The sequence below is a fragment of the Chitinimonas lacunae genome (assembly GCF_042650885.1).
Classification (GTDB): Bacteria; Pseudomonadota; Gammaproteobacteria; order Burkholderiales; family Chitinimonadaceae; genus Chitinimonas_A; species Chitinimonas_A lacunae.
The window spans coordinates 33,854-57,526 of record NZ_JBHSBU010000004.1 but is presented as its reverse complement, the minus strand read 5'-3'; the positions used below and the strand labels follow the sequence as shown (position 1 = coordinate 57,526).

Annotated in this window: 38 protein-coding genes; 14 read left to right on the top strand and 24 right to left on the bottom strand. The window is 61.7% G+C overall.

The window, feature by feature from the left end:
• Positions 1-218: 218 nt before the first annotated feature.
• The 21 genes from ACFOW7_RS22015 to ACFOW7_RS21915 all read right to left on the bottom strand — a co-directional run bounded on the left by ACFOW7_RS22015 (position 219) and on the right by ACFOW7_RS21915 (position 13,931).
• On the bottom strand, positions 219-1,502 hold the full coding sequence (locus tag ACFOW7_RS22015) for a phage portal protein (protein ID WP_378168783.1): 1,284 nt from the start codon (positions 1,500-1,502) through the stop codon (positions 219-221).
• Positions 1,502-1,672, bottom strand: coding sequence for a hypothetical protein (locus ACFOW7_RS22010; RefSeq protein WP_378168781.1), 171 nt, complete (start codon positions 1,670-1,672; stop codon positions 1,502-1,504). Before ACFOW7_RS22010 ends, ACFOW7_RS22015 begins: the two co-directional genes overlap by 1 nt.
• Complete coding sequence (locus tag ACFOW7_RS22005; protein WP_378168779.1) at positions 1,669-3,381, bottom strand: terminase large subunit; 1,713 nt, start codon at positions 3,379-3,381, stop codon at positions 1,669-1,671. Before ACFOW7_RS22005 ends, ACFOW7_RS22010 begins: the two co-directional genes overlap by 4 nt.
• Positions 3,382-3,388: 7 nt before the next feature.
• Positions 3,389-3,856 (bottom strand): phage terminase small subunit P27 family, encoded by a 468-nt coding sequence (locus tag ACFOW7_RS22000; RefSeq protein WP_378168777.1) that lies wholly within the window; start codon positions 3,854-3,856, stop codon positions 3,389-3,391.
• Between the two features lie 107 nt (positions 3,857-3,963).
• Complete coding sequence (locus ACFOW7_RS21995; RefSeq protein WP_378168775.1) at positions 3,964-4,620, bottom strand: hypothetical protein; 657 nt, start codon at positions 4,618-4,620, stop codon at positions 3,964-3,966.
• Entirely contained in the window at positions 4,571-5,062 is a 492-nt protein-coding gene (locus ACFOW7_RS21990; RefSeq protein ID WP_378168773.1) for a hypothetical protein, read from the bottom strand. Before ACFOW7_RS21990 ends, ACFOW7_RS21995 begins: the two co-directional genes overlap by 50 nt.
• A complete protein-coding gene (locus tag ACFOW7_RS21985) occupies positions 5,059-5,478 on the bottom strand; it encodes an HNH endonuclease (RefSeq protein ID WP_378168771.1) in 420 nt (139 codons plus the stop codon). The genes ACFOW7_RS21990 and ACFOW7_RS21985 overlap by 4 nt, the downstream gene beginning before the upstream one ends.
• 187 nt (positions 5,479-5,665) lie before the next feature.
• The gene (locus tag ACFOW7_RS21980) at positions 5,666-6,013 is read right to left on the bottom strand and encodes a hypothetical protein (protein WP_378168769.1); all 348 of its coding nucleotides are present in this window, start codon (positions 6,011-6,013) and stop codon (positions 5,666-5,668) included.
• 91 nt (positions 6,014-6,104) lie between these two features.
• Positions 6,105-6,476, bottom strand: coding sequence for an Acb2/Tad1 domain-containing protein (locus ACFOW7_RS21975; protein ID WP_378168767.1), 372 nt, complete (start codon positions 6,474-6,476; stop codon positions 6,105-6,107).
• Positions 6,477-7,045: 569 nt separating this feature from the next.
• On the bottom strand, positions 7,046-7,246 hold the full coding sequence (locus ACFOW7_RS21970) for a hypothetical protein (RefSeq protein WP_378168765.1): 201 nt from the start codon (positions 7,244-7,246) through the stop codon (positions 7,046-7,048).
• Between the two features lie 50 nt (positions 7,247-7,296).
• Entirely contained in the window at positions 7,297-8,058 is a 762-nt protein-coding gene (locus ACFOW7_RS21965; RefSeq protein WP_378168763.1) for a DNA-methyltransferase, read from the bottom strand.
• A gap of 185 nt (positions 8,059-8,243) precedes the next feature.
• Positions 8,244-8,789 carry a hypothetical protein gene (locus ACFOW7_RS21960; RefSeq protein ID WP_378168761.1) on the bottom strand — a complete coding sequence of 182 codons (546 nt, stop codon included), beginning with the start codon at positions 8,787-8,789 and terminating at the stop codon, positions 8,244-8,246.
• Entirely contained in the window at positions 8,701-9,060 is a 360-nt protein-coding gene (locus ACFOW7_RS21955; protein WP_378168759.1) for a hypothetical protein, read from the bottom strand. The genes ACFOW7_RS21960 and ACFOW7_RS21955 overlap by 89 nt, the downstream gene beginning before the upstream one ends.
• Before the next feature lie 40 nt (positions 9,061-9,100).
• Positions 9,101-9,355, bottom strand: coding sequence for a hypothetical protein (locus ACFOW7_RS21950; protein WP_378168757.1), 255 nt, complete (start codon positions 9,353-9,355; stop codon positions 9,101-9,103).
• A gap of 6 nt (positions 9,356-9,361) precedes the next feature.
• The gene (locus tag ACFOW7_RS21945) at positions 9,362-9,796 is read right to left on the bottom strand and encodes a hypothetical protein (RefSeq protein ID WP_378168755.1); all 435 of its coding nucleotides are present in this window, start codon (positions 9,794-9,796) and stop codon (positions 9,362-9,364) included.
• A gap of 54 nt (positions 9,797-9,850) precedes the next feature.
• Positions 9,851-10,294 (bottom strand): RusA family crossover junction endodeoxyribonuclease, encoded by a 444-nt coding sequence (locus ACFOW7_RS21940; protein WP_378168753.1) that lies wholly within the window; start codon positions 10,292-10,294, stop codon positions 9,851-9,853.
• Complete coding sequence (locus ACFOW7_RS21935) at positions 10,291-11,724, bottom strand: replicative DNA helicase (RefSeq protein WP_378168751.1); 1,434 nt, start codon at positions 11,722-11,724, stop codon at positions 10,291-10,293. The genes ACFOW7_RS21940 and ACFOW7_RS21935 overlap by 4 nt, the downstream gene beginning before the upstream one ends.
• Positions 11,724-12,893, bottom strand: coding sequence for a replication protein (locus ACFOW7_RS21930; RefSeq protein ID WP_378168749.1), 1,170 nt, complete (start codon positions 12,891-12,893; stop codon positions 11,724-11,726). Before ACFOW7_RS21930 ends, ACFOW7_RS21935 begins: the two co-directional genes overlap by 1 nt.
• A complete protein-coding gene (locus ACFOW7_RS21925; protein WP_378168747.1) occupies positions 12,890-13,096 on the bottom strand; it encodes a hypothetical protein in 207 nt (68 codons plus the stop codon). Before ACFOW7_RS21925 ends, ACFOW7_RS21930 begins: the two co-directional genes overlap by 4 nt.
• Complete coding sequence (locus ACFOW7_RS21920) at positions 13,093-13,704, bottom strand: hypothetical protein (RefSeq protein WP_378168745.1); 612 nt, start codon at positions 13,702-13,704, stop codon at positions 13,093-13,095. Before ACFOW7_RS21920 ends, ACFOW7_RS21925 begins: the two co-directional genes overlap by 4 nt.
• A complete protein-coding gene (locus ACFOW7_RS21915; protein ID WP_378168743.1) occupies positions 13,701-13,931 on the bottom strand; it encodes a hypothetical protein in 231 nt (76 codons plus the stop codon). Before ACFOW7_RS21915 ends, ACFOW7_RS21920 begins: the two co-directional genes overlap by 4 nt.
• Before the next feature lie 84 nt (positions 13,932-14,015).
• On the opposite strand from ACFOW7_RS21915, the gene ACFOW7_RS21910 reads away from it, so the two are divergent.
• From ACFOW7_RS21910 to ACFOW7_RS21895, 4 genes are all read left to right on the top strand, one after another.
• On the top strand, positions 14,016-14,474 hold the full coding sequence (locus ACFOW7_RS21910; RefSeq protein WP_378168741.1) for a hypothetical protein: 459 nt from the start codon (positions 14,016-14,018) through the stop codon (positions 14,472-14,474).
• Entirely contained in the window at positions 14,474-14,794 is a 321-nt protein-coding gene (locus tag ACFOW7_RS21905) for a coiled-coil domain-containing protein (protein WP_378168739.1), read from the top strand. Before ACFOW7_RS21910 ends, ACFOW7_RS21905 begins: the two co-directional genes overlap by 1 nt.
• 195 nt (positions 14,795-14,989) lie before the next feature.
• Positions 14,990-15,361 (top strand): hypothetical protein, encoded by a 372-nt coding sequence (locus ACFOW7_RS21900; protein WP_378168736.1) that lies wholly within the window; start codon positions 14,990-14,992, stop codon positions 15,359-15,361.
• Positions 15,358-15,882 (top strand): RES family NAD+ phosphorylase, encoded by a 525-nt coding sequence (locus ACFOW7_RS21895; protein ID WP_378168734.1) that lies wholly within the window; start codon positions 15,358-15,360, stop codon positions 15,880-15,882. The genes ACFOW7_RS21900 and ACFOW7_RS21895 overlap by 4 nt, the downstream gene beginning before the upstream one ends.
• 47 nt (positions 15,883-15,929) lie before the next feature.
• Here the strand turns inward: ACFOW7_RS21895 and ACFOW7_RS21890 are convergent, their stop codons facing one another.
• From ACFOW7_RS21890 to ACFOW7_RS21880, 3 genes are all read right to left on the bottom strand, one after another.
• Positions 15,930-16,328, bottom strand: coding sequence for a PIN domain-containing protein (locus ACFOW7_RS21890; protein ID WP_378168732.1), 399 nt, complete (start codon positions 16,326-16,328; stop codon positions 15,930-15,932).
• Complete coding sequence (locus ACFOW7_RS21885) at positions 16,325-16,606, bottom strand: AbrB/MazE/SpoVT family DNA-binding domain-containing protein (RefSeq protein WP_378168729.1); 282 nt, start codon at positions 16,604-16,606, stop codon at positions 16,325-16,327. The genes ACFOW7_RS21890 and ACFOW7_RS21885 overlap by 4 nt, the downstream gene beginning before the upstream one ends.
• A 183-nt stretch (positions 16,607-16,789) precedes the next feature.
• On the bottom strand, positions 16,790-17,011 hold the full coding sequence (locus ACFOW7_RS21880) for a hypothetical protein (RefSeq protein ID WP_378168727.1): 222 nt from the start codon (positions 17,009-17,011) through the stop codon (positions 16,790-16,792).
• A gap of 451 nt (positions 17,012-17,462) precedes the next feature.
• Here ACFOW7_RS21880 and ACFOW7_RS21875 point away from each other — a divergent pair, with 451 nt between their 5' ends.
• The 10 genes from ACFOW7_RS21875 to ACFOW7_RS21830 all read left to right on the top strand — a co-directional run bounded on the left by ACFOW7_RS21875 (position 17,463) and on the right by ACFOW7_RS21830 (position 23,652).
• On the top strand, positions 17,463-18,332 hold the full coding sequence (locus tag ACFOW7_RS21875) for a hypothetical protein (protein ID WP_378168725.1): 870 nt from the start codon (positions 17,463-17,465) through the stop codon (positions 18,330-18,332).
• The gene (locus ACFOW7_RS21870; protein ID WP_378168723.1) at positions 18,310-18,498 is read left to right on the top strand and encodes a ComC/BlpC family leader-containing pheromone/bacteriocin; all 189 of its coding nucleotides are present in this window, start codon (positions 18,310-18,312) and stop codon (positions 18,496-18,498) included. The genes ACFOW7_RS21875 and ACFOW7_RS21870 overlap by 23 nt, the downstream gene beginning before the upstream one ends.
• Before the next feature lie 14 nt (positions 18,499-18,512).
• Entirely contained in the window at positions 18,513-19,205 is a 693-nt protein-coding gene (locus ACFOW7_RS21865; RefSeq protein WP_378168721.1) for an autoinducer binding domain-containing protein, read from the top strand.
• A gap of 559 nt (positions 19,206-19,764) precedes the next feature.
• A complete protein-coding gene (locus ACFOW7_RS21860) occupies positions 19,765-20,079 on the top strand; it encodes a hypothetical protein (RefSeq protein WP_378168718.1) in 315 nt (104 codons plus the stop codon).
• Between the two features lie 318 nt (positions 20,080-20,397).
• On the top strand, positions 20,398-20,715 hold the full coding sequence (locus ACFOW7_RS21855; RefSeq protein ID WP_378168715.1) for a hypothetical protein: 318 nt from the start codon (positions 20,398-20,400) through the stop codon (positions 20,713-20,715).
• A complete protein-coding gene (locus tag ACFOW7_RS21850) occupies positions 20,715-20,927 on the top strand; it encodes a hypothetical protein (RefSeq protein WP_378168713.1) in 213 nt (70 codons plus the stop codon). Before ACFOW7_RS21855 ends, ACFOW7_RS21850 begins: the two co-directional genes overlap by 1 nt.
• 720 nt (positions 20,928-21,647) lie before the next feature.
• Positions 21,648-21,833, top strand: coding sequence for a hypothetical protein (locus ACFOW7_RS21845; protein ID WP_378168711.1), 186 nt, complete (start codon positions 21,648-21,650; stop codon positions 21,831-21,833).
• Positions 21,830-21,961 (top strand): hypothetical protein, encoded by a 132-nt coding sequence (locus tag ACFOW7_RS21840; RefSeq protein WP_378168709.1) that lies wholly within the window; start codon positions 21,830-21,832, stop codon positions 21,959-21,961. The genes ACFOW7_RS21845 and ACFOW7_RS21840 overlap by 4 nt, the downstream gene beginning before the upstream one ends.
• Positions 21,958-22,764 (top strand): RecB family exonuclease, encoded by an 807-nt coding sequence (locus ACFOW7_RS21835; protein WP_378168707.1) that lies wholly within the window; start codon positions 21,958-21,960, stop codon positions 22,762-22,764. The genes ACFOW7_RS21840 and ACFOW7_RS21835 overlap by 4 nt, the downstream gene beginning before the upstream one ends.
• Before the next feature lie 3 nt (positions 22,765-22,767).
• On the top strand, positions 22,768-23,652 hold the full coding sequence (locus ACFOW7_RS21830; RefSeq protein WP_378168705.1) for a recombinase RecT: 885 nt from the start codon (positions 22,768-22,770) through the stop codon (positions 23,650-23,652).
• Positions 23,653-23,673: the final 21 nt, after the last annotated feature.

Genomic DNA, 23,673 nt, shown 5'->3' with positions numbered 1-23,673 from the left:
CGGCGCGCTCGCGCGGCCCATCGTCGTCGTCGCGCCAAGCGGTCGGGACGTTGACATTGACCTGGGTCAGCTGCAGGCCCATGCGAGCACTGGCCCAGGCGACCGCCACGGACAAGACGTCGGGGTGTACGGCGTGGGGCTGATTGAAAAGCTGTTGCAGGAAAAGAGATTGCCGCATGCGGGCCTCCAAAAAGCAGAAGCCCCGCTCGGAGGCGGGGCTACATGGTCAGGATCTTGTGAACTTCGGCGAGCGCTTCGTCGGTTGGCTGGCTACCGCTTGGCGGGGTTTGCTGCCCCACGGGAACCATGTTGAGGGGCCGCAGATACTCGTCGCCGCCTTTGATCGGCGGCAGGTTTTCGAGGCGGCGAATGTCGTTGACCGACAGCCAACCCCATTGGCGCCCCAGCGCGTAGGCCGCGTAACGGGCGCCGGTGTCGCCGCGCAATAGCCCGCTGACGTTGAATTCGAAGTAGTAGCTGCTGCGCTCGGACGGCAGCAACAGGTCGCGGGAATAAGCGCCTTCAAACCGTTTGAGCCACGCCATCAAGCAATAGATGACGTATTCGATACTCTGGTGAGCGATGTTGTTATTGGTACTTCGCTCCAACAGACCGATCTTGTGCGGCGGCATGTGATACGCCTGGGCGATCTCCAGCGCCGACGCGCCGCGGGCCTCGATCAACTGCGCCTCAACGTTCGTCATGCTGAGCGGCTTGAACGTCATGCTGTCTTGCAGGACGGCCACCTTCAGCGCATTCGCGGCGCCGGCATACTCGGCCTTCCATTCCGCCTTAATGGCCGCAATGGCGTCCGCGCCCAGTGGATCGATGATTTCCCCGCCCACGGCCGCCGGCCGCTCAAGCACGCCGGCCAGGTGCGTCCCGTTGCTGAACACCATACCGGCGTGGTCGCGCATCGCCAGGGCAAGCCCGAGCGTGTCGCAATGCAACGTGACCGGATCGATCCCCGTGTAGCCGTTCTTCGTGTGCCATCGGACGTGGTGAATCGCGTCCTTTGGCACCGTCTTGGCGCCGGCTTCCAGGCCCAGGCGGTAGTAGGGCATGCCGTCGCTGCCGCGTAGCACCGTGGTCCGATCCGGACTCAACGGGATTAAAGCGATTGGCCGGGCAGCCTGGTCGCGCTCGATGAACGCGTAGGCGTTGCCGCGCCACGGCACGGCCAGCGCCTGCTGCTCTTGATATTCGTAAGCGGTTTGCCAGCCGTTGGGGGCAAGCAGCACCTGGGCGGCGGGATGATCGACGACCGCCTTGCGGTCTTCCCCGTCGCGACGATACAGCGCGATCGGCAACTGGGCGACGGATTCGGCGATGGTCGTGACGCACGCTTGAAACGTCGTGAGCGACAGCGCCAAGTCGGGGGTGACCTGCACGCCGGCCTTGCTCTTCGTGCGCACAGCCCCCCAGAGCGACGCCCAAAACCCGGCCTTCGGATCGTTCGCCAGAAACGAGTCTTCGCCATCGAACATATCGGACGTGAACATCAGCGGCCCTTTCTGCGCGAACCTGCGCGTGCCGCCAGAAACGACCAGGCGAGCGCGAACAGCCCTGCGATGATGAAGGCGGTCGGGATGTGCATCAGCCCGACGCCGGCCGTGACCAGCACGGCGCCGGCCACGCCGACGGCCAGGGTTGTCTTGTTGTTGGTTCTCATAGGTGCACCTTCTCGGCGTAGGCGGATTTGAACTTCGATTTTGTTTCGATGGGGTCAGCCATGGCCCGGGTCATTGCGATGATGGCGGCGACAATGCCGTCGATCTTCTGAGCATTGTTTTCTTTGTCCGGGAACAGGTTTTCGTTCTTGTCCTCTTTCGCCACGACGTTCGACGCCATCCAGGTCAAGACCGGGTCGCCGTTGTGGTGGAAACGACCAGCACGCAGCGCGGCCTCGATCTCGCGCATAGCTGGCGACAGGTGGGTGGCCTGCATTGGCACGCTGATGACGGTCGCCTTTTGAGACGTCAAGCGCTGGGCGATCCAGGCGGCGCCAAACTTGTCTTGGGCGAACGCCTCGACCGTATAGCGCTGCGGCAGCGCTTCGAGTTCTTGCGCGATTTGTTCGAAGTCGTTTTCCGGGCCGTCATGCTCCTCGATCCACCCCGCCTTTTCCCATCCCCGATAAGCCTCGCTGTTCGGGTTGTCTTCGGAGTTGATCGTGTCTTCCGGTAGGTGATGCTGGACGAACAGGTAGTAGTGGCGCCGCCCATCGATGTCGCGCCAGAACAGCCGCGCAACCGACGCGAAGTCGAGCTTCGAAGCCAAGTCGTAGCCGATGACGCAGCGTTCGCCGGCGAAGTCCTCGATCTTGAGCGCCTCGTCCTTGGCGGCCTCCCATTCCTGCAAGTTGATCCAAGCGTTTTTTGCGTTGACCCAGAGGTTCAAGTGCTTGGTCTTGAAGGTCGCCGCCCGGCGCGGGTTGCGCGCTGCCTTGCGCTGCTTCGCCAGCATCTGATCGAGGTCGACCGAAACGCCCAGATTTGGATTGGCTTTGGCGAGTGCCTTGGGGTCGGTCCAGTCGTCGTCCTTGTCGATCGTGTAAACGATCGCGAACAGCTCGTCGTCGACGAAGCCGTCCAGGCCTTGCAGCATCTTTTCGACTTCGATCCGCTTGGCCCGGCACGGCCCGGCCATGTTCGTGCCGGCCGTGGTGATGATGAACATCAAGGGCTGTTCGCGAGCGCCCATACCCGTTTCCATCGTGTCGTACAGGCTGGAGTCGGCGTGCTCGTGGAACTCGTCGACGATGGAACAGGACGGCGATGCGCCGTCTCCGGGGTCGCCCACCACCGGCTCAAAGCGGCTACCGTCCTCGACGGTGGACATGGTCTTGGCAAAGACCTCGATGCCCGCCTCCTCGCGCAAGGCGCTGGACTTGATCGCCATTTGCCGCGCAGGCCGGAATACCTCCCACGCCTGGCGCTCGGTGGTGGCGCCGCAATAGACCTCGGCGCCGTACTCGCCGTCGGAAACGAAGCAGTAAAGCCCGACCCCAGCGGCGAGCACCGACTTGCCGTTCTTGCGCGGCACCTCGATGTAGGCTTCCCTGAATCGGCGAAGGCCGTTCTTCTTCCGCAGCCAGCCAAACAGCACGCAGAAGATGAAGCACTGCCACGGCTCCAGCCGGATCAGTTCGCCTTTACGCGCCCACTTGCCCTTGGCGTGCGGCAGCAGCTCGACGAAGTTGCAGGGGCGCTCGGCCTCGTCTTTGTCAAAGCGGTACGGGTAGCCTTTGAGTTTGGATTTTTCGAGGTCGTCGAAGTGACGCTGGCAAGCCAGCCGCGTCCACTCGCAAGCGGAAATCCGGCCGGCCACCACGTCGCGCGCATACCGATGCGCGGCGTTGACGTGCGGGTAGCTGGCCATGGTTTTTCTACTTGGGTTTCAGGATTCCCTTGAAAGGGTTGGCTTGCTGCGGCGTGTTGCTGCCTGTGCCAAGACGCGACCGGCTGCTTGGATCGAGGCCGAGCATTGCGCCAAACGCGGCAAGGCGACGGGCGCATTCGTTCGAAACCGTGCAAGCCGGGTTCTTTTTCGGCCCGAAATCCGTCGAAATTACGATGCCGTATTGGGCAATTTCGGCCTCGGCAGCACGCCAATTCGCATAGGCCACGCAGAAGACTTCGAGGTTGTGGAGGTCGACGTCGGTCAGCACTCGGGTACCGGCAAGCTGCGGCGCCAGCTCTTCCCATTTCTCCCGCGCAACGGCTGTAAGCCAGTCTGGCGGCGGGTATTCGGATAATGGCGCGTTGGTCAGTGGTGCGTTATTGCCTCGGCCGCCGACGATTTTCAGGTTGGGTTTGGGCTTGGGTTTGCGGCCCTGCCCAGGCGCGTTGGGCATGTTTACCCCCAAAAATTTAATTTCGCGGCGAAAAAAATTTATCGAAGCGCTCGTTCGGCCCTGTTCGCAGAAGATCGAAGGATTTCACCCCCCTACCCCCTACAGTCTCAGCTTGTTGCCGTGCTGTTCTGTGGCTGCATCGAGCGCTGCTGCTCGACCACTGCCTTGATGTAGCTCTCCACCCACTCGGGCAGCCACGCATTGCTCGGTCGATCCGCCATCGCCCAGATGTTGGGATGACTCTGAGGAGGGCTGGGCTCGCGCATCCTGTACCGTGTCAGTGCACCAGCCGCGGCCCATTCCGCCTTCGACCTTTCAAGCTCATCGAGCGACACGACTGGCATTGCGTGCTTGCCGATCGGCTTACTCGGATCAAGCACGATGAACACGCCCGTCTGATGCGACTGGCTGGTGCTAGAGGACGGCCTGGTAGATGGGTCATGCACCAGCATCCCATCGACCCCGACGGTTGAGTGATAGGTGCCGCCACCAAGGGACAGGCGCAGCTCATGGTGCAGGCCAGCAATACCGAATTGCTTGAGGTCGAAGCCTGGGCCGAAGTCTATGAACCCCAGGTTGTACGGCCGCAGCCACTCGTTCACCCGGTGCAGCCATGTCGTTCTGTCGGGGTAGTCATGCAGGCAGTGCGGCACCTCGTCGATGGGCAGCTCCAGCAGTGACGCCACCACGGCACGGAAGCAGTCGCCGATCTGGTCACGGGTAAAGTCGGTTTCGATGGTCTGGTGTGTGGGCGTCATGGTCATACGGTTCCGAATTGGGGTGTTCGGTGTGCCCCTCGAAGGGGGGCCGGGACTGGGCAAGGTGCCGAAGGTGACAGGCGATCCGACGACACTTCTGGAACTCTTCGATGGTCGGGTCGCAGGACCAGGCGATGTGCTCTCGATTGCGGATCAGCCGCTCCAAACGGTTCATGAGCCTGTTCGCCCTATCCTTGTCCTTCCGCGCCAAGAGCAGGATCTGTTGTCCTGCCTCCTTGATTGGTTGGCTCGTTGCATCGAAGGCGTCGAGCAGCGGAGTAACCGGCGAGGGCTGCACGTCTGCTGGGTCGTCGATCTTCCGCTGGTGGTCGTACCAATCCATCCACTCGACGAACTCTCGGCTCAGAGCGTTGCCGAGGTCGGGTAGCCGTATCGTGTCGCGTACAACGAACGTCACGTCGGCGGCGAGGGTGTCGTCTCGGGTCATAGGTGTGGTGTCCTGGGTGCAGGGGCATTGCCGAAGCCGCCGTCCTCGGTAGCCGTCTTCCGGCTGTGGCAGCACTTGCATAGGCCCTGCAGGTTCGTGGGCGACAGGAACAGGTGCCAGTCGCCGCGGTGCGGTGTGATGTGGTCGACCTCAGTAGCCGGGACCAGCACGCCCTGGCGCTGGCAGTGAACGCACCAGGGATGCGCCGTCAGATGCTTTACCCGGGCATTACGCCAGCGGGTGGAGTCGTACATGCCCTTGATGCGCCGGGCCTCGGGCGTACTCGCTCGGCGTCGGGCAGCGTCGCGCTGCAGCTGCTCTTCTTCCCGGGCGTGGTAGTCGCACCAGCGGGTCTTGTGGTCGACGATCGCGTAGCAGCCGGGCCGGGCGCAGGGCTTCTTCGGCGCTATGGCCATGCTGGAAGTAGCACGGCTTTGATACGTTTGAGCCACTGCCCGATCCAGTACCCGAGCGACTGCTGTCGGCGCCACTCGAATCCAGCGCGAAACCGGGCGTGGTATCGGGCCATGGCTGCTTCTTGCTCCGGGTCCGGGGTCCAGGCCGGCGCGTTCGGATCGGCCGGCGCGCGAAAGGGTGGGATGCTCACGGTGCGCGCCCGATGGTGCGGATCAGCTCGACCAATTCGCGATGCAGTTCGTCGGCGGAATGTGCCAGCTCGGAGAGCTGTTGCCTGTCAAGCTCGGTGACCGGTCGGCGCAGCAGCTCTTGCTCGTACTCGCGCAAGGCCTCGATCAGATCGCGGAAGTCCTCGATGTCGTCCAGTTCATAGAGCTTTTGGAGCGCTGCGCTTGCCCTGCCGAGCGCAATCGAAGCCCAAAAGCGCCCCGTCAGCTCTTCAAGGCTCTTGTGGGCGGCCTGGCGCCGCTTATGGAAGTCTTCGCCCAGAATGGCCTGGGTGGTCGAGAGCATGGTTACCGGTATCGTTTGCATGGCATGTCCTTGAAATGGAAACGCCCGCGCGTGGCGGGCGTGTTGATGCAGGTGGTGCAGGTGGTGCAGGTGGTGCAGGTGCAGCAGCAAGTCAGATGGCGTGCGTACCTTCGACGCCGCGCTCGATGCGCTGGCGGGTGCGCTGCTGGAGCCACATCTGCGCCTCTTCAAGCTTGGTCAGCGCGATCGCGTTTTCGCGGCAGGCGTAGGGGCCGGACTGGAAGCCCTTCAGACGGTCGACCAGCACGGCCAGAAGTGCCTCGTGGGTGATGCCGTTGACGCCGACCTCGTTGATCGGGCCGTTTTGGAATTCCAGGGTGTGCGGGTTGCCGTTTTGGGGTTCCAGCACGTACAGGTGATTCGCACCACCAGCGCCGGGTTCATCCGCTACCGTGATCGTGATGGAAGCGTTGGCCGGGTTGATTTCGTGGCTGTGGATCTGGCGTAACGGTTGCAAGGGCATGGCTTAGTCTTTCGTGTGCTGGAAATGAAAAAACCCGCACAGGGCGGGTTTGAGATGTGACAGGGAGACCCCTTACTGCCTCAGCTTTGATTCCAGCAAGGGAAGTAGGTATTGAGCTGATTGCCAGCTGACCCCGCCTCTTGGCTGACGGTCATACGCAAAGCACTCAAAAGTGGCCTCTTGCCCGGCAGGGCATACTTCATCGATATGCAGTCTTATAAAGTCGGGAACGCTTTTTGTCGGCAGCGCGGAATTTGAGGGCTTAAAGGAGATTGTTATGCAGTGATATGGGTATTCCGAAGGGGTATCCCTATCCGGGTCGTGTCCGTATGGGCTGTGAGCTCCGGCATGAGGCTCCCAACTAACAATCCCTCCGATATCGCTCAATCTCTTTTGCAGCCCGGACACCAAGCAGTCAATGCAACGCCGGAGGGAGTCCTGAACAGCTACTGGCAGATCATCCATCATTTCCTCCTGCTGGTTGTAGGACTCCCAGCATGGCACCCACCCGCCCAGGATCAAGCCGGCCACTCCCTTAGAAACCCGGGACAGAGCGCCCGGGTGTCGGCTTATCGGCCCTCAACTGGCCGCTCACGGAGCGAAGCAAACCAACCCGGCGCTTCAGGGTCTTTGCTCTGCTCTACCTGCCAGTCGCCGTCGATCCGCTGATTTCCGTGCCAGGCCTCGATATTCGTAATGCCGGTCACGGTCACGGTGAGCTGCTGAACGTTAGCGCCTATCGCTTGGCTTGCTTGGTCGATCTCGGTCATTGGTCGGTCCTTTGAGTGGAGCGCACATATATAGTGGCAACAAGGCTGCATTATGCCGCTTGGCCAGCCGCCGACAGCTCTTCTTGCGCCCAGGCTCGGGCGATATCGAAATATTCCGCCGACTTTTCTCCACCGATGAAATGCCGGCCCATGCGCATCGCAGCGATGCCGGTCGAGCCGCTGCCGGAAAACGGATCGACGATCAAGCCCGCTGGAGCGACAGCACGGCACAGCTGCTCCATCAACGGCACCGGTTTGGCCGTCATGTGCCGCTTTTCCTTCGGTTTCACCGGCACTCTGACGACGCCCGGGTACGGTCCGTCGTGCGTCGCTGCTGGGCAAGGTCCGTTGCTCGCCCAGACAACGTACTCCGCTTGGTGTTTGAAGTAGCCTTTGTGTGGTGCCCGGGCGCTTTCGGTCTTGTCCCAGGAAATGACGCCACGCCACACGAAGCCGGCCTGCTGGATCGCATCGGTCATGGCCGGCAGCTGGCGCCAATCGGTGAACGCCATCATGTAGCCGCCCGGCTTGATGATCTGTTTCGCCTCGACCATCCACGTCCGGCACCAGTTGGTCCAGGCGCGCTGATCCATACTGTCACCTTCGAACTCTGGGTAGGTCTTCTCCTGCCCACTCGTGATGTACTTCTTGCTCGGTAGCTGGGCACGTGTAGCAGCAAATGCCCCACCGGAGCTGTAGGGCGGATCACAGATCACGGCGTCGGCCTGCACGCCCTGCTGTTGCAGCATTGCCAGGAAATCAAAAACATCTGCTTGGTATAAGTCGAAGCCATCAATAGAAAAGCGCTTCACTGTCATCCTCGTCAAATAAAAAAGCCACCTGGCGTGGTGGCGTGGCGCTCCCGCTCGGAGCACGAAACAGAGTGTCTGGAAACGCAAAAACCCCGCCGAAGCGAGGTTTTTGGGGTGTCTGAACGCCTTGGGCGCAATGGTACAGACTATGACAAAAGGCACTTTACGGCACCGATTTAGTGCGGTCAAGCCTCTGCTTCCTTCGGAAGTACACCCGCCTCGATGAGCAGATCGCTGATTTCTGCCTGGGCCTGGGCCTCCAATCGGTTCAGTGCCCGCTTAACCGGCGCATTCGCTTTCTTCACCTTGTCGATGCTGAGCCGGTGTTTCTCCGCAATTGCATCAAGGGTAGTGCGCCGGTTGAAATGCCGCATCACCAGATCATGCACCAGTCGTTCTGTGCACGAGCCGGGCGCCACCGCCATGGCCACCTCTGTAGTGAGCAGCCGACAGGCGCCCACCCAGACCGGGTGTGGCCCTTCCAGGCCACAGCAGACACAAGGCGCCAGGTTCTCCCCGTATCTCGCGCGCAGGGCCGCTTCCATCACTTTGCCGAGCGACCCGGCCTTGCGCAGGATCGCGGCGGCCTCGCCTGCACCGTCCAATCCGGCAAGGCCCTTACCGCTTCCCATAGGGGTCGGATCAATAGCCGGTGCGCGAGCCGATTGCTGTGCAGCGAACCTGTAGGCGAACACCATAGCCGCCGAGGTCTTGTCGAATAGTGCTTCCACCACGTTTTCCTCTCTCTTTCATCTTCACCGCTGCAGCTCGCACGGCAGCGTTTACCTCTCCGGCCTGGGTGGGCTGGTCCAGGGCTTCGCCGACCACCGCCGCATCGCGCGCCGTGACCATCACCAAGGCCGTGATCGCTCCGCCCCAGGTCGGGGCCGTTACTACCAGCCAGCCCAGCGTGCCAATCTCAAGTTCCAGGCTCACTAACAGGCCCAGGGCCATGGCCAGGACGGCCACCACGATTTCCTGCTTCTCGTTTTGTTTTTCCATGATCTTTTCCTCCTCGTTGCCGGCGCCGCCCGCTGGCTGGCTATGATGCTTGCTCAGCCTTCTGCTGCGCTTCGAGCACGGTGACGCGCTGGTCGCGCCGCGCGCAGTAAGTGGCGAAATCCCGTTGTGTTTCGAGCGCGGCGATACGCTTTCTCAGGCCCTGTACCTCGCTCACAAGCCCATCAACATCGCGACCGACCAAGGCCACCACCACGTCGCGCAAGGCGTCAATCAAGCCGTATGCGACTGCCGCGATCAGCGCGGCGATCACTACCGCATATCCGTTCAGTTCCATATCGATTTATCCCTTCGCCCCGACCCGCACTTCGTCCCAGCGCATCGTCCGGCCGCCGCCTACCTTCCTCACGACTTCGGTCGCCGCAGTACCGGGCAGCCCGGCCGGCCGACGCCGCGAATCGATCCGCCCCAGCCAGTCCTGCAGCTTGCTCAGCCACACGCCCTGCCCTTCGCTGATGCGCTCGACCTGGCCGATCCGATCGCGCAGCTCATCGCCATCGACCAATAGCTCGCCCAGGTCCAATTCGACGCCCGTCACCCGCCGCTCCACGTGCTGCACCTGCACGCCCAGCGCGGCGATACGCCGATGCGCCCGGGTCGCTCGCGTGCTGACTGCCGACAGCGCCCGCCGCTGCAGCAGCGCCTCGCGCACCAGCCAACCCAGCACACCAACGACCACCAGCATCGCCACCGCCAAAACCGCCACCATCGTTTCCATCGTCTTCTTCCCCTTCGTTCTCGCCGGCGCCAAGGGCCGCCGGCCTGCCCTTGTTCAGGCTGCTGCGGCCGCCCGCTCAATCACCACGATCACGCCGGGCGTCTGGCCGTACCGCTTCCGCGCATGGATCTCGCACACCTGGACGTCGTCCACCCACACAATGCCGTTCACGCCGTCGGCGATCGCCTTGGCCACGTTGTCGATGTCGGGCTTCTTGGTCGGCGCCAGCTCACCGGCCAATGCCTGCGCCTGCTTTCGCTTCGACCACGACGCCGGCACCGGAAAACAGATGTCTAGCGACAGCAATACCGGGCCTTCGAGCAGCTGGCGACCGGCCATTGCCTGCGCTGCTGCTGCGGCGATCTGCCCTTCGTAGCTGACGGTCTTCTCCGGCGTGTACATGCGAACGACGGTCTTCGCGCCGACCCTGCGAGCGCTGGCCCGGGGCCGGCCCTTGCCCTGCGGCGCGCCGGGAATCACAAAGCGGATCTGGGTCATACGAGGTCGGCCTCCCAGCCGTTACGACGCGCTTGCTTGGCGGTGGCGGGACGTTCTTCCGGTCGCCAGCCGGGGGCGAGCTCGCGAATGCGGGAGCAGGCGCCGTCGAACTGGACGCGGACGGTTTCACCGGCCCGGCCCTGGCGTTGCTTGGCGATATGGATTTCCATCACGCCCTTCTCGGGCGAGTCGGCGTTGTAGTACTCGTCGCGGTAAAGCAAGAGGATCGTGTTGGCGTCCTGCTCGATTGACCCCGATTCACGTAGATCCGACATCGTCGGGCGCTTGTCGGCGCGCTGTTCGACGCCTCGCGAAAGCTGGGATAGCGCGAACACCGGGCAGCCGAGCTCCTTGGCCAAGCCCTTCAATCCAGCGGTGATCTTGGTGATTTCTTGGGTGCGGTTCTCGCCCGACTGGACGATCAGCTGCAGGTAGTCGATGAAGACGGCGGCGAGCCGGCCGTGTTGGCGCTTGAGCTTGCGGCACTTCGCGCGGATCTGGCCAAGCGTCTGGCCGGGCTGGTAGTCAGCGGTCTGCTGCAGCTCGGCGACTTTGCCGGCGCCCACGGTGAGCCGCGACCAATCCTCGTCCGCCAGCTCGGCCGATTGAATCCGGCCAAGCTCGATACCGCTGTGCGCGGCCAACTGCCGGTCGCCGTCTTCCTCGGGGCTCATCTCGAGCTCGATCTTGACGATGTGGCCGCCGTTGGGGTGATCGGGCCGTGCGATGGCATCCGCAATCGCGGCTTTGAACACCGACTTACCGATCCCAGGCCGGCCCGCGATGATGATCAGGTCGCCCGCGCCAAAGCCGCCGCCGCCCAGCTTTGCATCCAGGGGTGCCAAGCCAGACGGCACGCGGCCAGAGGCGCGCGCACCCTCCGAGAACACCCGGTCGATTCGCTCGATGGTGCGGTGGGCCAATTGGCTCGGCGTATACGTCATCGCCTCGTCGCTGGCGCCGCGCTGGGTCAGCGCCTCGAGCGCGGCGGCGGCATCGAGCAGCGCATCGGTCGGGGCGAGTTTGCCCGCGCCCAGCAGACTATCCGTCAGAGTCTGAGCGACCCGCATACCGCCGCGCACCGTCGCGCGCTGCAAGACGATCTCGGCATAGCGCCGCAAGTTACCCGCCGACCCCAGGTTCTGAGCGATGGAGACCAGGTAGGCCAAGCCACCGGCGCGCTCGAGTTCACCACGCGCTTCCAGATGTTCGCCCAGCGTGATCGGGTCCGCCGATCGGCCCTCATCGATGAGCCGGGCAATGCCGGCGTACAGCAGGCTGTTGGCGACGTCGGCGAAATGGCTCGGCGTAAGCTGGCCGGCCAGATTGTCGTAGGCATCGTTGCAGGCCAGCAGCCCACCGATGACGGCCTGCTCGGCGTGCGCCGTGATCTCTGCGTCCGTTCCAAAACGGTCAGCAATAGCGCCCATTACTGCGCTCCCTGTTGGTTGTGGTCATTGCGGTCAAATTGGCGGGCGCGAATCCGGTCGCGGTTCTCGGGGCGAATCCACCAGTCGAAAGTCCGGATGCCGAACTTCGCGGGGTCGAGCCGTTCGGCCATGGTGCGCAGTGCTGCCCGGGTGTGGTGGGGCAGCAGATCGGGGTCTTGCTGCAGGGCGTCGGCGCCCAGGCGTTTGACGATCCGCTCGCGGACGGCGTCGATGAGGGAGTCGATGGCGCTGGCGCGCTCGGCAGTCCAATCGGACGGCGGGACAACGAAGGCGCTCAGCTCGTCGTCGAGCATGGCGACGAACTCGGCTTGGGCCGGTGTCCAGCTCGGGCGCACCGTAGTGTCTTCGTCGAGCCAGCCGGCGGCGTTCAGCCAAGTCGAGGGGTGTGGGATGTATTGGCCGCCGTCCTTCTGCCAATCGAGCGACAGCCGCTGGCGCTCAACAGCCGCCACGATAGCGGCCTGCAGGTCTGCATCAGGGGCCAGCTTCTGCCAAGCCTTCTGCGCCAGCGCTTTGCCCTTGCGCTTCGGATAGACCGCCCAGAACGCATCGAAGCCCGCCAATGCGTCTACAGCCTTCGGTTTTGCAGCCGGGGTTGACGCCGGTTCAACAGCACCGACAGCCGGGACAGGATCAGCGCCTGTGCTTGCACTCACGCCCGCGTTTTTTTGCTTACTCTCTTTTGTCTGTTGGAGTTGTCTATTGTGCGTGGTGTTTTGCCACGGCTCGGCGTGGTGTTTTGCCACGTTCGTGGTGGTGGCCGTGGTGTTTTGCCACGGGGAAAAGTCCCACTTGAGCGGGTCATTGATTGCTACCACCGAGCCATACCGGCCTTTGCGCGCCGTGATGACCTGGGCGTCGACGAGGGCGTGAAAAGCACGTGATGCGTCTGATCGATCAATACCGGCGAGGTCAGCAAGCTGCTGAATCGTGCAGTCGTCGCCCTCAGCCTTGCCGTAGCCGTAAGTCTTCCGCACTACGGCAAGCGCGATCTTCAGGCACCGGCCTGGCAGATCCGCTTCCAGCAGGGCATCAAACACTGCATTGGGGATGGCCACGAAGCCGCCAGCCTCTTCCATACGCCGATGCCCTTCGCTTCCTTGTCTGGCCCGACGCACATCGTCGAGCCGCATTACCGTGGCGGTCATACTGTCCTCCCAAGCACCCGTTTGCGGGCTTCCATCCGGCCGATCTGGGCGGCACTACGCGCCCGGATCTCGGCCATCATGCTGTCGTGGTGTTGTCGTGCTGCCGCCCGGTCGCCGCCGTGCCAAGCGGCCAGCATGGCGTCGGACAACCGGGCAATCCGGCGCTCGCGGCGCCAGTCCAGATACCGTTGAATCGGGTTCATGCCGCACGCTCCATCTGGCCAACGCGACACCGCCGCGCCAGCTCAACGAGCCAGCGCGCGAGGTCGGGTGGGGTGTGTTCGCGCTCGGCTTTGCTGATCTCCGGCCGCCAGCCGTAATCGCCGGGGCGCAGCCGGTCGCCGCCATTGCGACGGCCAGAGCTGCCGACGATGTGGGTGGCGTCACCAAGTGCGAGAGGAATATCGGGAATGTTGGCCGGCTCGCAGCCGACGATGTAGAGCCACGTGGCTTTCTCGGCGCGGTGGCCCCACCAGTGCTGGCAGATCGGCAGCGTCCAGCCGCCGAACTGATCGCGCTGACCTGGCTCAGGAAGACCGGCCGCCGGCCACAGCGTCGAGCCGGCCGGATGCTCCAGCACTCCACCCCACCGCCGAACCCGCTCGACGGCGAAGAGCGCCAGCGCCTTCTCGTCGGCGCGCGGCTTCGCGAAGTGGCGCAGCCGGCCCCAGGCACGACATGGCGGATGCGCCACCACCGACGTACCACCCGGCCACCGCCGTGCATCGCGGTCGATGTCCCAGGCGTCGCAGCCCTCTAAAGTCTTGTAGACGCTGTCCTGGCGGGCGAAGAGGATCGCAACGGCGCTCACGCCTCACCCCGATCGGTCTGGGCTGGGGCAACTTCGTCAGCCGTAGCGCCCTGCTCCTGCTCAGCCCACCAGGCGCGAAGAAGGTCGGGGCGAAGACGGGCGATACGGCCGACAGCCGAATCGGGCAGCTCTTCTTTCCAGGCGTGAACTGAGGACGGCGCAACATCCAGGGTGCGGGCAATTTGGATTTGACTGCCCAGGCGTTGAATCAGGTAGGAGCGCTTCATGGATGGCCTAATTTCGTTATATCTAATCATTTTTAGATATAACGAAATTGATGTCAAACTTTTTTGCTGGAAACTGAGGATGGAATGGTTCAGAATTCGTTTATGCGAATAAATATCGAAACCGAACCAGATCTCGACACGCTCAGGGGCCGCCTTGTTGCCGCGTTGCGCTACACGGGATCAACCAAGGTTGATCTGGGCGCCGCAACCGGCACCGCGCCTTCTTCGGTGCACATCTGGGTTACAAAAGACGACGCCGAGATTGGCGTTCAGAGGGCTATCCGTGCTGCCGACTTTTTGGGAGTTAACGTGCGATGGCTGGCCCTGGGCGAGGGGCCGATCTTTCCCTGCCGGGAGGGAGGGGCGAGTTCCGACAAAGCAACGACCATTAATCTGGGGACGATTTCGCCTTTGCACGCCGAGGCTCAGCGGCTCGGAGCAAGTGCGGAGGTGCTGTCGCAACTCACCAATGCTGAGGTTGCGCAGTTGCTGGCCGTGCTAACGAAAGGCGAGGAGCGCACCAAAGAGGGCGCGAAAGAATAATGGCCGCGCTTGCATTCGATACCCTAAAGATCGTCCAACGGCTGGAAGAGGCTGGGGTGCCTGCGGCGCAAGCGCGTGCCCAGGTGGCAGCATTGGTTGAGGTCATCAACGCCGAAAACGAGCACATCGCCGAAACATATTCCAGCAAGACCGATATCGCACAGCGCCTTACGAATATCGAGGCCGACCTGGTAAAGATCGACGCCAAACTCGAGAAAACCGCGGCCGAAACAAAGGCCGAGTTGGTCAAGTGGGTGGTATCGGTAGGGGTGTTGCAGATGGCGCTGATTACAGCGCTTGTCCTGAAGCTCGCAAACTAAGGTTGCGCACGTGACCCGGTGCGCGGCAAGCCTCGGCCTTCAGGCCGGGGAGGATGTCAAACAACCACACCCGCAGCATCCAGCCCCGGCCGAGTGCCGGGGTTTTTGTTGGCCCTCAATAAATTTCCAAGTGCTGGAACTATGCACTAACTGTGCATAGAATGTGCGTGTCGGTTTTACTTTTGGAGGCGTCTCATGACCACCGTCGTCTTTGCCAGCATGCTTGAATCGGCGCGAGAGGCTGGCACATCCCGCTTCTCTCCCGCAAACGTCGCCAATATCTTAGGGTTGCAGCAGCAGGAATTGGCCGACTTGGCGCGCGTACACCGCAACACCTTGCGCACCCACCCCGAATCTCCGCGCGTCCAGGCTATGTTACGTGACGTGATGCGGGTGTTGTCGGCCGCCTCGGCGATCCAGCCGGACATCAAGCGAGCGATTTTTATGATTCATAACGAACCAATTCCGGCGTTCCGGCATAAGACGCTCTGGCAGCTGGTGCAGGAAGGTCGAACGGAGGATGCCATCGACTATCTGGAATCGATCGGCGCGGGGTTTGTTGGATGATCCTCGTCGACCTGCCGCCAGACACCGTCTTGTTTCGTGCGCATACGCCGAAATGGAGTAGCCAACCTCTGAGCGGGGCTGGTGCCGCCAAGAAAGGCGGGCGCTTCAATCGTGAGGGCGTTGAGGCGCTCTATCTGGCCCTGGAAGAGATCACCGCGCTGCGGGAATATCAGCAAACCTCGCCGTTCCTGCCGCCCTGCGTGGTCTGCTCATATACCGCGACCCTGCGTGGCTTGGTTGATCTGCGGCAGCTCCATCAAGGCGAGCCGTGGGACGAACTGTGGCATGACTGGCGGGAGGACTGGCGCCAGTTGAGGTTTGACCAGCACATTGAACCACCCAGCTGGGTGCTGGGCGATATGGTTTTAGAGCAGGGTTACACGGGCATCTTGTTTCCCAGTCAGGCAAGCGAGGGCGGCACCAATATCGTGGTCTATAGCGATCAGCTCAAGGCCGGCAATTTGATCAAAGTGAATGATCCTGACGGGCAACTACCTCGCGATCAAGCCAGCTGGCGCTGAGCAGGCCACAGAAAAACCAAGCCCCGCAGCCGCAGGGCTTTTGAATCTCAATCCTCCAGAAGCTTCATACCGGCGCGCTTGGCCGCTTTTTGATCAAACGTGAACGTTTCCGTGCAACCAACTTGATGTGCAATTTCGGCGATTAGGCAATCTGAGAAGTCGCAGTTCTCTTTCGAGAAACGATCTAGTGCCCGCCACGCAAGCGCGGAATGCTCGACAACTAAATCTCGAATCCCCAGAATATCCTCCAGAATTCCGACAATCTCATTGCGGGGCGAGCGAAAGACTCGCTCCATTACCCACACCGTTTCCACAAGAACGATCAGGCTGATAAAGCCTCTTCGGTTGTGGTTAAAGGATTCGATAAGCGCGGTGGCGAGAGAGGATTGCTTTTCATCGTCCTGCGCGAGATAGCGAACCAGAACGTTGGTGTCGATTCCGATCATTCTTCGCCTGCACCACCAGCGGCAATCGCCTCGTTCATCTCTTCGACGGTAACAGGCTTCGATAGCTTCTTGAGCCGACCCTTGAGGCAAGTCACGTCCTTATTCGCAGCGGCGACCATGATTCGACCATCTTCAAGCCGGATAAAGTCGAGCCTGTCCCCGGCGTCGACCTGAAGCACCACTCTCACCCCGGCCGGAATAGTGACCTGGCCTTTTGTGGTGACGGTGGCCGTCCAAGCATTTTCGAGAGCTTCGGTTTTTAAAGCAGCGGTACCCATGATTAACTCCTTTTCTTACTTATGACTGAATTGTAAGGATTTGTTGCTTGAAGCATCTCTCGGTTCCGATGAACGGTGGATTCGAAAAAAACCCCGGCGCGCGGCCGGGGCTGGATGCTGCGGGTGTGGTTGTGTCAGCCGCCTCGAACTGGGCCGTGTACGCCGATAACTGGGATGCGCATATCAGACTCCTTTGACCGGAATGCGGACGGGGTCGCGGCTGCCCAGTACGGGGCCGTCGTCTTCCGGACAGCGCTCACGGCTACCCAGGATCGGCCCCTCTTCGCCGCGCGCTACCCGGGCGCCGATGATCGGGATCGGGGCGTGTGCGTCGAGCGTGGGGATGCCAGCCGCCGAGGCGCCGCCGCTTACAAGCTCTAAATCAAACGGGGAAAGTTCGGTCACGATTAGACTCCGATGATCGGGATGAGGTGCATATCAAACGTCCACGGTAGGGATGTTCACGCTCAAACCCCCATTGTCGGGATGTCTGCGGCGATCACACCGCGCACGGGGATTTCCATGCCGCCAGCCGGGTCGGCCGTAATAACGGTCTTGACGGGAATGCGCATCAAACCCCCCTTACCGGCATGGCCGAAATGCCGCCGAGGATCGGGCCGTCCGCCGTAATCACGCCGCGCACCGGACCGGCGCCACGCGTCGGGATGTCCAGAGAGATGCCGCCGCGCACTGGGCCAAGAGAATATTGCATAGCTGTTCCTTTATTTCGGGCGAACTTGCCCAGAAATATCGTATCGCCCACCGATCCCTATCAAAACCTGTCAGACCTGCCGGGTAGACGCGAAGACCGCATAAATGCCAGCATCGGGGCTTGATTGATCGCCAGAAACCGAAGATGGAAACCCCAAAAACACTATCCCGTCTCGAAATTGCGCTTGCTGGTGTTGAACCCGCTCAGGAGATGTGGGTTGATTTGTTGGTAAGGATACTTGATTGCAGCCGGCGCACTGCGCAGCGCCTTTTGGCGGATCAAACCGGCAATCGAGAGGCGCTGGAAAAGATTGCGCTGTGGTGTGGTATCCCGGTGGGGGTTCTTGTGGGACAAGAACGATTCCCTTTGTCGATTTTTGGGGTTCGGGCATCAATGCTTATCGATGGGTTTGCCTATCGATGTTATGCGGTTGCAGATCGCCGCATAAAATCCCCCCCCAACGGCAATTGCTTGGTTTTAAGAAACCTTGATGAGAAGTGGCTGGTCGCCAGGGTTTTTGACAAAGTGGATGGCCGTCCCTTTTTTGTCTCGGGCGTTGAGTGCCTTGACGCTGTGCCGCAGCCCTATCAAACGCTAAAGGTCTTGGCATACACCCCAGATCAAGCCTTTGCGGCCGAGCTGAAAGATGCTTTTGAGGTAAGAGGTTATCAGTTTGAATTGCACACGGACGCAGAGGCTGCGATTGCATCCGGAATAGGGTCCCCACCAGACATCCTGCTTGTTGATGATGCCCAGGTGATTGCAGTATCGTCACGCATTGATGTGCCAATCAGGCAGGCGGCGAAGCGAACGATCAATCTAATTTCTACCTCGCCGCTTGCTACTGCACACCCGCTCCAGATTTTCAGTCTCGCCGCTTGCTCGATGGGCTACTATTCTTGCCTCCGGAGCGCGGCAGCAGTGTTGACCGCCATTGCGCAAATATCTGCTATCTCCGCTCCGACACTTGATCAAAAATCGGAGGTCTCTTATGAGCAAAAAGCAATTCATTGAACTCAGCACTGAGGAACTTGAGGCCGTAACCGGCGGAAGCGGTGAGGCCATCATTGCGAGTAACACTGAAGACGAGCAAAAGAAGCGATTTGTTCCGATTACTGCCGCATCAGCCCCAAGTCTTGGTGGTGGCATGAGTGACTCTGGTCCTGTGCGCGGGACATAAAGACTGAGGGTAGAATGGAAAATTTGTTGCGCGAGCTGGGTGCCGTCGTAGATATCCTGACCATGAAAACTGCCCTAATAAAGATAGGGCAGGACATGGAGTTTCAAACGGTCGGTGTTTTTTATAGCCGTGAGAATAGCGGGGTAAAGGTCGAGACATTTATTGACAATTATCCCCTGTCTTGGATAGAAAACACGCCGGCTGAAGCGGTAAAGGACCCTGTGCTGGCGCGCATTCACGATTGCCCCCTGGGGTTTGCGTGGGACAATCGAATTTACGAGTCTGCGGGTATGGGCGGATTTTATGAGGCCGCTCGCTCCCATGGATTCCGGGCTGGTGTTGATACTGCCCGCTGGCATAAGAACGGTGATCGAGTGGCACTGACCCTCTGCCGTGATCAACCCTTAGACCCTAGAAACCTGGCGGTTTCGGTCGCGCAAGCGGAGCTACTGGCTGATTTTGTGGATGGCACTCTTGCAGGGTTGCTGGGAGAGCGTGTTGACTTTGAGTGCAAATTGACACCGCAACAGCTCGCAATTCTCGGCTACACTCTGGATGGCCGAAGCCTGCGTGACATTGCCGATCTGCTCGGCATCAGTGATGCCGCTGCCGAGCATCTCGCCGCTGAAGCGGCCCTGGCGCTGGGTGTTAATAACGAGCACCAAGCTGTAGCGAAAGCCATGAAATTGGGCTTGCTCGTGCATTAAGTCAATAGCAAAACCAGCCCCTCCAAGCCTCGACTTTGTCTCGGGGCTTTTATTTTTCTATATTAGATGTGACAAATACACCTGTTTTTTGACAGCTATGCAAGAGCCCGGCCCGCCAATATGATCGGTCGCACAACAACCCCAACCCTTACGGGAGAGAGGACTGGTCGTGCAGGAACTCACACTCACTTTTAGCAGATGCGAGGCTGATCGTTTCAAGCGCGCAATTCATGCGCTGTCCGTGTTGCAGGAAATCACCGCGAAAGCCGCGTCGGGCGTCAGAACTATCGAGCTGGACGACCGACATATCGCCGGGCTGCATGATGCAGGATTTCTGGTTATCGGAAGAATGGCCGCTGATGTAGAGCGCGCCGCCCCACCCCCCGCTCCCGCCCCCTAGTTTCGCCCGCTCCTTCAAGCCCGCCACCAGCGGGCTTTACTTTTGGTCTTCAATGCGATTAATCGAAATTTTTCGATTTAGCGAAATTTTTCTTGCTGAAAATTTCGTTTTAACGTAAATTATTCGATATAACGAATTCATCGCAACGGAGAAACCGCAATGCCCTACACCACCTGCATCGTCGCCAACGACACCGCCGCCCACCTCGCCGCCCTCAGCACCGCCGACACCCTCGAAACCGACACCGACGCCAAGCTCGCCGACATGTGGCTCGACGCCCTCGCTGACGACGAGCTGTTCGACGACTGGTTGAGCAACCATTTCAGTGACGAAATTCAGACCCAGTTCCGCCGCCTGGCTCGTGCCAGTACCCCCCAAGCCATCGCCAACGCCCAAGCCGAACTCGAAGCCCTTTTCAAGCGCGACATGCGCGACGAGGCCGAACGCCGGGTTCTTTCCTCCTACGACCGCTGACCGAATCCCGGGCCGCCCAGCCCGGTGCCCTCTCACGCCTTGAGACGGCAGCGGCCTGGGCGGCTGGCGCCAGCGCGCCGGCTGCACCCTTGCTCTTTAAAAATTCAACGGAAACAACGCCACGGCCCAAAGCCGATGCGACGCCGATGCCGCCAGCGGGGCGGACGTGACGGATGGGTATAGCGCCCTTCGTGTGGATGACGCAGCGGGAACGTGGAGAGCGCCAGCCTGGGCGCGAGATACAGGCCGGGCCGCCAATGGCGGCACACGAAAGCGCCTTCGGGGAGGGCGCTTTCGTGTGAACGACAGGAGGACGAGATGGACGAGGTACTACAACCCGTGCCGATCCCGAAGGTCGGCGAAATCAAAGTGGTTCAGGTCTGCGAGGGTGAATGGTGGGCGGCTCGAAGTGTGACTGAAGCCGTGGATGCCGCGACCAAAGGTATCGAACTGGACGACGACGAGTTCTCGCGGCGCTACGGCGATGCCCGGGAGGTGGCCCCGGCCGAGCTGCGGACGCTCTTCCTGAGCGATCAAAGCGGCCGGGAAATGAGCTGTGCCGGCGTGCTGCAACTGATGGTCGATGCCGGGCACCCGTTTCCGTGCCGGTTCGCCACGCTCGAAAGGTGCGACTGATGGCCCGCCCGCGCACTAGACCCCAGAAACCGCCGCCGAAGGCCGCCGAGCTGGTCGGCAAGCACGTGCGATACAAAACCCACCGCGCCCAAGGCCACGGCGTTGTCGTCCGCGCTGTCTCGACGTCGGCGGGCGAATTTGTCGAGGTCGTCGAGACCGGCCGGACCGATCCGATCCGGGTCCGACCCAGCCAATGCACCCCAACCGAATAACCCGCGCCGGCTCGCACAGAGCCGGTACCGGTGAGCCGCTGCTGCGCTACCGCTCCTGTTGTCGCTAACGATGTGGCGCGGCGGCAGCTCACCAGTGCCAACAGGCGCTATTTCCTCCTCCTCTTGGCTCGCGTGAAAGCGGGCCTCTTTTTCGAGCTGGTTCATCGAGCCGGCTGGAACAAGACCACCACAAGGACACGCCATGCGATCCAAGAACGACATCTATGTGGAGTGCGCGAATCGTAAATGCGCGCATAAGCACTGGGAAAGCGAGCGAACCAAACGTCCCGATCCGCCTCGGGAGAACGGTTTAACAACGAGCACGTTGCTCTGCCCGAAGTGCGGGCGCCGCGACTATTACCGACTGTAAGCGCGGCTGAACGGGAGCCGAAATCGCCGCGAGTGACGTGGCGTTGACCGCGCGCCTACCGGGGTCCGGGAGTCACCAGCGCTGGCCCTGGGTTGTTTGGCCAGCACCTACACGCAGACGGATCGGGACCAGCTGCGGGCAGGTCAATCGCGCCGGTCCGTCGCCGTGTAGGCCATGTCTCCTCCATCCCGCCGTGACAAGCGGAACTCACCCGGCCGCCCGGTCGGGCTTTTTATTCTCCACGCCGCGCGCCATCCCCATGCCGCGCGGTCACTCGTGCCCGGCCCTGCGACCGGGCTTTCTATTCCGCGTCCAGGCCACGCCGGGCGCCTTTGCTGGGAGCCGTAGCCATGTTTGCTGTTCTCGCTGCCGATTCGTGCTCGTCGTTTTCCCTGCTCGCCTCCGAGCTACGCACCGCCGGTTTCGTGCTGTCGTGGTGTTTCTATCGCGGCCGGTCCGCCCTGGTTGGCGCGCCGATGCAGGCGCCGGACCTGCCGCCGGAATCGTTTTTTGGGATCGATGAATGCGCCGCTTGATCTTCGTTCGCCGCGATCGGCGGCCGCTGTGGATGCGCGCCGCTGCGCTGGTCAGTTGGTGCGCGGTTGCGTATGTGGCGCTGTCGGCGCTGAGTCTCGGCCGCGTCGTGTGGAGCTGGCTGCGATGAGCGAATCCGTCACCCGCGTGCGGGCCTCGTCCTGGGGCTCGCTTTTTGACTGCGCGCATCGATGGGAAGGGACGCATCTTCTCGGCCTGCAGATGCCAAGCAGCCCGCGCGCTCTGCTTGGTACTGCGATCCACGCCAGTACCGCCGCATTCGACGCTGCTCGCATGGCTGGTGCGCCGATCACCCCGGACGACGCGGCCGGCGTCCTGGTCGATACGCTGCATACGCCGCCGTACGACGTCGACTGGACCGACGACTTGACGCCACCGAAGGCCGAGGCGACCGGCCTGAAGCTGCACACGCTCTATTGCCAGGACTGGTCACCGCGCTTCGAATTTGCCGCCGTCGAACTTGAGACAAAGCCGTTCCGGATCGACTGCGGACGTGGTCAGGTCGTCGAGCTGGTCGGCACGATGGACCGGTCGCGTATTCGTCGCGGCGCCGGCGGCATCGGTATCGCTGATCTGAAAACCGGCGCAACGGCCGTCGCCAAGGGGCTGGCCAAGACGAAGGGCCACGCCGCCCAGGTCGGCACCTATGAATTGCTGTTCGAGCACACGACCGGCGAGACGATCACAGCACCCGCCGAGATCGTCGGCATGAAGACGAAGGGCACGCCCGAGATCGCCGTCGCCGAAATCCGCAACGCTCGCGACGTGATGGTCGGTACCGACCAGTTCCCCGGCCTGATCGAGATCGGCGCCGAGATGCTGCGCACTGGCCTGTTTCCCCCCAACCCTCAAAGCATGATGTGCCACCAGCGCTATTGCGCCCGGTGGTCCACCTGCCCCTACCACGAGTAAGCCATGACGACCCAGACCGAAACCCCGGCCGCGACCTCGCTGGCCGATCTGAAACGCACTTCCGTGATGGTCGCGAAAGACGCCGGCATCGGGAACGTGAAGAAGTTTTTCGAGAGCCAGCGCGGCGCAATCACGGCTGTTTTGCCCAAGCATCTCGACGCCGACCGGATGCTGAAGATTGCCCTGGGTGCGCTCCGCACGACGCCGAAGCTAATGAGCGCCCGGACCGACAGCCTACTTGGTGCCGTTATCCAATGTGCACAGCTGGGGCTGGAACCTAACACGCCGCTGGGCCACGCCTACCTGATCCCGTTCGACAACCGAACGAAGGGCATCACCGAAGTGCAAATCGTATTCGGCTACAAGGGGCTGATCGATCTGGCGCGCCGCAGCGGCCAGGTCGTGAGCATCGCCGCGCACGAGGTCTGCGAGAAGGACGAATTCGACTACCGCTATGGGCTGGACGAGAAGCTGGACCACAAGCCGGCGCTTGGCGATCGTGGTCCTGTCATCGCCTTCTACGCAGTCGCGAAGCTGGTCGGCGGCGGCCACGCCTTCGAAGTAATGAGCCGGCGCCAAGTCGAAGACATTCGCGACGCCAGCCAGAACTACAAGTTCGCGCGCGACAAGCTGAAGTCGGTCTGGGGTCAGCACTTCGAAGAGATGGGCCGCAAGACCGTGCTGCGCCGGCTCTTCAAGTACCTGCCCGTCAGCATCGAACTTGCGACCGCCGCGAACCTGGACGGGCAAGCCAGCATGGGCGAGGCGCAAGGGCTGGGCGCGGTGCTGCAGGGCGAATTCAACATCGTTGACGATGATGCGCCCGACCAGCTGCCGGGCGATGACGATCTGCCGCCCGACACTTCCCCCGCTTCCATCGAACAGTAAAACCCACCGGGCCGCCCAGCG

Coding starts and splice junctions, on each gene's coding strand:
- ACFOW7_RS22015 (WP_378168783.1), bottom strand. CDS start 1,502: ATGTTCACGTCCGATATGTTCGATGGCGAAGACTCGTTTCTGGCGAAC.
- ACFOW7_RS22010 (WP_378168781.1), bottom strand. CDS start 1,672: ATGAGAACCAACAACAAGACAACCCTGGCCGTCGGCGTGGCCGGCGCC.
- ACFOW7_RS22005 (WP_378168779.1), bottom strand. CDS start 3,381: ATGGCCAGCTACCCGCACGTCAACGCCGCGCATCGGTATGCGCGCGAC.
- ACFOW7_RS22000 (WP_378168777.1), bottom strand. CDS start 3,856: ATGCCCAACGCGCCTGGGCAGGGCCGCAAACCCAAGCCCAAACCCAAC.
- ACFOW7_RS21995 (WP_378168775.1), bottom strand. CDS start 4,620: ATGACCATGACGCCCACACACCAGACCATCGAAACCGACTTTACCCGT.
- ACFOW7_RS21990 (WP_378168773.1), bottom strand. CDS start 5,062: ATGACCCGAGACGACACCCTCGCCGCCGACGTGACGTTCGTTGTACGC.
- ACFOW7_RS21985 (WP_378168771.1), bottom strand. CDS start 5,478: ATGGCCATAGCGCCGAAGAAGCCCTGCGCCCGGCCCGGCTGCTACGCG.
- ACFOW7_RS21980 (WP_378168769.1), bottom strand. CDS start 6,013: ATGCAAACGATACCGGTAACCATGCTCTCGACCACCCAGGCCATTCTG.
- ACFOW7_RS21975 (WP_378168767.1), bottom strand. CDS start 6,476: ATGCCCTTGCAACCGTTACGCCAGATCCACAGCCACGAAATCAACCCG.
- ACFOW7_RS21970 (WP_378168765.1), bottom strand. CDS start 7,246: ATGACCGAGATCGACCAAGCAAGCCAAGCGATAGGCGCTAACGTTCAG.
- ACFOW7_RS21955 (WP_378168759.1), bottom strand. CDS start 9,060: ATGGAAAAACAAAACGAGAAGCAGGAAATCGTGGTGGCCGTCCTGGCC.
- ACFOW7_RS21950 (WP_378168757.1), bottom strand. CDS start 9,355: ATGGAACTGAACGGATATGCGGTAGTGATCGCCGCGCTGATCGCGGCA.
- ACFOW7_RS21945 (WP_378168755.1), bottom strand. CDS start 9,796: ATGGAAACGATGGTGGCGGTTTTGGCGGTGGCGATGCTGGTGGTCGTT.
- ACFOW7_RS21940 (WP_378168753.1), bottom strand. CDS start 10,294: ATGACCCAGATCCGCTTTGTGATTCCCGGCGCGCCGCAGGGCAAGGGC.
- ACFOW7_RS21935 (WP_378168751.1), bottom strand. CDS start 11,724: ATGGGCGCTATTGCTGACCGTTTTGGAACGGACGCAGAGATCACGGCG.
- ACFOW7_RS21930 (WP_378168749.1), bottom strand. CDS start 12,893: ATGACCGCCACGGTAATGCGGCTCGACGATGTGCGTCGGGCCAGACAA.
- ACFOW7_RS21925 (WP_378168747.1), bottom strand. CDS start 13,096: ATGAACCCGATTCAACGGTATCTGGACTGGCGCCGCGAGCGCCGGATT.
- ACFOW7_RS21915 (WP_378168743.1), bottom strand. CDS start 13,931: ATGAAGCGCTCCTACCTGATTCAACGCCTGGGCAGTCAAATCCAAATT.
- ACFOW7_RS21910 (WP_378168741.1), top strand. CDS start 14,016: ATGGTTCAGAATTCGTTTATGCGAATAAATATCGAAACCGAACCAGAT.
- ACFOW7_RS21905 (WP_378168739.1), top strand. CDS start 14,474: ATGGCCGCGCTTGCATTCGATACCCTAAAGATCGTCCAACGGCTGGAA.
- ACFOW7_RS21900 (WP_378168736.1), top strand. CDS start 14,990: ATGACCACCGTCGTCTTTGCCAGCATGCTTGAATCGGCGCGAGAGGCT.
- ACFOW7_RS21895 (WP_378168734.1), top strand. CDS start 15,358: ATGATCCTCGTCGACCTGCCGCCAGACACCGTCTTGTTTCGTGCGCAT.
- ACFOW7_RS21890 (WP_378168732.1), bottom strand. CDS start 16,328: ATGATCGGAATCGACACCAACGTTCTGGTTCGCTATCTCGCGCAGGAC.
- ACFOW7_RS21885 (WP_378168729.1), bottom strand. CDS start 16,606: ATGGGTACCGCTGCTTTAAAAACCGAAGCTCTCGAAAATGCTTGGACG.
- ACFOW7_RS21875 (WP_378168725.1), top strand. CDS start 17,463: ATGGAAACCCCAAAAACACTATCCCGTCTCGAAATTGCGCTTGCTGGT.
- ACFOW7_RS21870 (WP_378168723.1), top strand. CDS start 18,310: ATGAGCAAAAAGCAATTCATTGAACTCAGCACTGAGGAACTTGAGGCC.
- ACFOW7_RS21865 (WP_378168721.1), top strand. CDS start 18,513: ATGGAAAATTTGTTGCGCGAGCTGGGTGCCGTCGTAGATATCCTGACC.
- ACFOW7_RS21860 (WP_378168718.1), top strand. CDS start 19,765: ATGCCCTACACCACCTGCATCGTCGCCAACGACACCGCCGCCCACCTC.
- ACFOW7_RS21855 (WP_378168715.1), top strand. CDS start 20,398: ATGGACGAGGTACTACAACCCGTGCCGATCCCGAAGGTCGGCGAAATC.
- ACFOW7_RS21850 (WP_378168713.1), top strand. CDS start 20,715: ATGGCCCGCCCGCGCACTAGACCCCAGAAACCGCCGCCGAAGGCCGCC.
- ACFOW7_RS21845 (WP_378168711.1), top strand. CDS start 21,648: ATGTTTGCTGTTCTCGCTGCCGATTCGTGCTCGTCGTTTTCCCTGCTC.
- ACFOW7_RS21835 (WP_378168707.1), top strand. CDS start 21,958: ATGAGCGAATCCGTCACCCGCGTGCGGGCCTCGTCCTGGGGCTCGCTT.
- ACFOW7_RS21830 (WP_378168705.1), top strand. CDS start 22,768: ATGACGACCCAGACCGAAACCCCGGCCGCGACCTCGCTGGCCGATCTG.